Source organism: Actinotalea ferrariae, assembly GCF_019733465.1.
GTDB classification, from domain to species: domain Bacteria; phylum Actinomycetota; class Actinomycetes; order Actinomycetales; family Cellulomonadaceae; genus Actinotalea; species Actinotalea ferrariae_A.
This window is the reverse complement of sequence record NZ_JACVQL010000320.1, coordinates 1-3,562: the sequence shown is the minus strand read 5'-3', so window position 1 is coordinate 3,562 and position 3,562 is coordinate 1. Positions and strand designations below refer to the sequence as shown.

Annotated in this window: 4 protein-coding genes; 1 reads left to right on the top strand and 3 read right to left on the bottom strand. The window is 77.0% G+C overall.

The features are described from left to right. Positions 1-65: 65 nt before the first annotated feature. Positions 66-1,640, top strand: a complete 1,575-nt coding sequence (locus tag ICW40_RS18890) for an SIR2 family NAD-dependent protein deacylase (protein WP_221655539.1) — start codon at positions 66-68, stop codon at positions 1,638-1,640. Between the two features lie 7 nt (positions 1,641-1,647). Here ICW40_RS18890 and ICW40_RS18885 read toward each other — a convergent pair whose 3' ends face one another. The 3 genes from ICW40_RS18885 to ICW40_RS18875 form a co-directional block, all read right to left on the bottom strand. Beyond that, positions 1,648-2,355 carry a DUF2306 domain-containing protein gene (locus tag ICW40_RS18885; RefSeq protein ID WP_221655538.1) on the bottom strand — a complete coding sequence of 236 codons (708 nt, stop codon included), beginning with the start codon at positions 2,353-2,355 and terminating at the stop codon, positions 1,648-1,650. Positions 2,356-2,496: 141 nt separating this feature from the next. Beyond that, positions 2,497-3,165 carry a response regulator gene (locus ICW40_RS18880; protein ID WP_221655537.1) on the bottom strand — a complete coding sequence of 223 codons (669 nt, stop codon included), beginning with the start codon at positions 3,163-3,165 and terminating at the stop codon, positions 2,497-2,499. After that, positions 3,162-3,562, bottom strand: a 401-nt coding sequence (locus ICW40_RS18875; RefSeq protein WP_374199186.1) for a sensor histidine kinase, incomplete at its 5' end; no start/stop codon positions are given. The genes ICW40_RS18880 and ICW40_RS18875, both read right to left, overlap by 4 nt.

Here is a 3,562-nt window from a genome sequence, read left to right as displayed (position 1 = left end):
GGGCGGGCGGGCGGGCGGCGCGGGGTGGCGCGGCGGGCCGCGACGGGGGCGGTTAGCGTCGGCCCATGGCAGGGGCGGGGCACGTGTTCGTCGTCCACGGGCGGCTCGAGAACCTCGACCACGACGCGGTGGTCGTGCCGACCGACCGCGCGTTCTCGGTCACCCCGGTCTGGGCGGCCGCGCTCGGCGCCGAGCACGTGCCCGACGCCGACCGGCGCGCCGCGATCGCACGGCTGCGCCCCGAGGGCTGGGCGGACCGCGGCTGGGGCAGAGCACGCGAGGACGCCGCGCCGTTCACCCTCCTGCACCCCATGTGGTTCGTCGACGCCGCTCACACACTCGGCCGGGAGCGCGCGGCCGAGGCCGTCACCGCGCTCGCCGAGCGGCTGGCCGCCGCGCTGCACGACGTCGACCGCGCGGCCCTGACCCCGGGCAGTGGACGCCCGCGCCCCGTCGTCGCGGTGCCCACGCTCGGCGTCGGCCGCGGCGGGTTCGACCCGGTGCGCGGCGACGTCGTCGACCGTGTGCTCGCGGCGTGCCGCGACGCGGTGGCGATGCTGGGGATCGACGTCGTGCTCGTCGCGGCGGACGCGTCGGACCACGCGGCCTTCCAGGCGCGACGTCGGGCGCTGGGCGGCGGTCACGAGGAGCGGCTCGGGCCCGAGCTGGTCGCGGAGGCGCAGGCGCTCGCCGACCGCGTCGCCGAGGGCTCGCTCGCGCTGTTCATCGGCGCGGGCGTGAGCATGTCGGCCGGACTGCCGTCGTGGGGCACGCTCATCCGGCGCCTCGCGGAGGACGGCGGCGTGGATCTCGGGTCGCTGCGCTCGCCGCTCGACCAGTCCGAGCTGCTGCGCCGGGTGCTCGGCGAGGAACGGCTCGGCGAGCGCGTCGCGGAGCTGACCCTCGGCGGCGGTCGCTACGGCCTCTCCCACGCGCTGCTCGCGTCGCTGCGGTGCGCCGAGGCGGTGACGACCAACTACGACGACCTCTACGAGCGCGCGATGCGCGACGCCGGCCACGGCGTCATGCCCGTGCTCCCGTTCAACCCGGCCGTCCCGCGCGCGCCGTGGCTGCTCAAGATGCACGGCGACGCGCGGTTCCCCGAGACGATCGTGCTCTCGCGCTCGGACTTCGTCGGGTACGACGCCCGGTCGCGGCCCATGGGCGCCGTCGTGCAGTCGCTGCTCATGACCAAGCACCTGCTCGTCGTCGGCGCGTCGATGACGGACGACAACTTCCTGCGGATCGCGCACGAGGTGCTGCTGTTCCGTGCGGGCAGCACGCCGCTCGACGACGACGACCACGCACGCGGCACCGCGCTCGGCACCGTCGTGACGTTCGCGGCCGACGACGCCACGCGGCGCCTGTGGGAGGACCGGTTCGACTACGTCGCCGTCGCGCCCGACGACGAGGGCCCGGGGCCGAGGGCGCGGCGGCTCGCCATCTTCCTCGACGCCGTCGCGATGCTCGCGACCCCGCCGGCGTACGTCGCCGACGAGCGCTACGCGGCGCTGCTCGACGAGCCCGAGCGCGAGGTCGCGGAGCGTGCGCGGGAGCTGCGGCGGCAGATCGCCGCGCTGCCCGACGGCGCCGCGTGGGCCGCGCTCGCCCAGGCGCTGGACGACCTCGGCGCGGGGTGAGCCGCCGTCACCAGCGGCGGATCGCCCACTCGCCGATCGCGAGGTTGAGCCCCCAGGACGCGGCGAAGAGCACGGCCTCGGTGAGGCCGCCGAGCTCCCCGAGCACCGCCGCGCCGACGGTGAGCACGACCGCCTGCGTCCCGGCGCCCTGACCGAGTGCGTACGCGCGCACCATCCACGCGCGGTGGGCCCGCAGGTCGCGCCGCAGGACAGTCCGGACACCGAGCACGAGGCTCGTGGCCATCGCGAGGCCGACGACGACGCGCAGCCCGATCATCGGCCCGTTGTCGTGCGGACCGACGGCGGCGACGGCGAGCCACACGCCGCTGAGCGCCGCGACGAGCCCCGCGGGCGCGGTCACGCGGCCGGCGACCCGGTGCCAGCGCGGCCGACGGCGCCGCAGCCCGCGGTGGAACTGCAGCGCGCCGAGCAGCATGTAGACCGTCACGCTGACGATGTGCGCGACGAGAGCCGCCGTCGGCGCGGGCGCCGGCCCGAGCGCGTCGCCCGTGTCCACGGTGCCGCTGAGCGACGCGAGCCGGACGCTGCCCGCGACCATGGGGACGAGGCTGAGCAGGATCAGGCCGGTCGGCAGCACCCACTCGGGCGCTCGCCGACGCTTCCGGCTCGGTGCCCGGCGTGCGGCGGGTGGTGCGCTCGGCCGGACCCCCGACGGGTGCTGCCGGTCCTGGCTGGGGACCTCGATCGTCGTCATGCGTCGATCGTGGCGAGCGCGGGGCGTCAGCGGATCGGCCGGGCGGCCGCAGCGACCTCGTCCTTTCGGCCGAGCCCGGACGTGGGAGCGCCCGGTCCGCGCGAGCGCCCCGTTCGCGGGCGCCCGTCTCGCGAGGGCGCCCTAGCTGCCCGCGTCGATGCGCCCGGTCTGGTACGCCCACAGCGCGAGCTCGACGCGGTTCCGCACGCCGAGCTTGGCGAGCAGGTTGGCGACGTGGGTCTTGACCGTGCTGAGGCTCACGTAGAGCGCGACGGCGATCTCGTCGTTGGTCCGCCCGCGCGCGACCTCGAGCAGCACCTGCTCCTCGCGCTCGGTGAGCGCGTCGATCGGCTGCGGCGCCGCGGCCCCCCGCGGCGCCGGCGTCGTCGCGAAGGCCCGCAGCAGCCGCGCCGTCACCGCGGGGGCGATGAGCGCGTCCCCGGCCGCCGCGGCGTGCACGGCCTGGGCGAGCATCGCCGGACCAGCGTCCTTGAGCAGGAACCCGCGCGCGCCGGCACGCAGCGCGTCGTACACGTGCTCGTCGAGGTCGAACGTCGTGATGACGACGACGGGGATCGGGTCGTCGACGCCCGGCCCGGCGAGCGCGCGCGTCGCCGCGATGCCGTCCATCACGGGCATGCGGATGTCGAACAGGCACACGTCCGGGCGCAGCGACCGTGCGAGCTCGACGGCCCGCTGCCCGTCGCCGGCCTCGGCGAGCACCTCGATGCCCGGCTGCGCGTCCAGGATCATCCGCAGCCCGGTCCGCACGATCTCCTGGTCGTCGGCGAGCACCACCCGCACGCTCATACGGCCGGTCCGGTCCGCGGGAGCTCGGCCGTGACCGCCCACCCGCCGTCGGGCCGCGGACCGGCCTCGCACGTCCCGCCCAGCAGCGCCGCTCGTTCCCTCATGCCTGCCAGACCGTAGCCCTCCCCCGCCGTCCGGCCGGCCGGCTCGCCGTCGTCGGTGACGTCGAGCCGCACGACGTCGCGCCCGGCGTGCACGCGCACCTCGACCCGGCGCGCGCCGCGCGCGTGGCGGCGCGCGTTGGTGACCGACTCCTGCGCGATCCGGTACACCGCGGCCCCGACCGACGGCGCGACGTCGTCGGCGTCGCCCTCCACGGTGACGCGCACGTGCGGCCCCGGCGCGTCGTCGTCGGCGAGCAGCACGACGTCGGCCAGGCCCCGGCTCGGTGCGTCGG

What these genes read in the sequence shown, in the direction of transcription:
- ICW40_RS18885 (WP_221655538.1), bottom strand. Translation starts at nt 2,355, where the DNA reads ATGACGACGATCGAGGTCCCCAGCCAGGACCGGCAGCACCCGTCGGGG.
- ICW40_RS18890 (WP_221655539.1), top strand. Translation starts at nt 66, where the DNA reads ATGGCAGGGGCGGGGCACGTGTTCGTCGTCCACGGGCGGCTCGAGAAC.
- ICW40_RS18880 (WP_221655537.1), bottom strand. Translation starts at nt 3,165, where the DNA reads ATGAGCGTGCGGGTGGTGCTCGCCGACGACCAGGAGATCGTGCGGACC.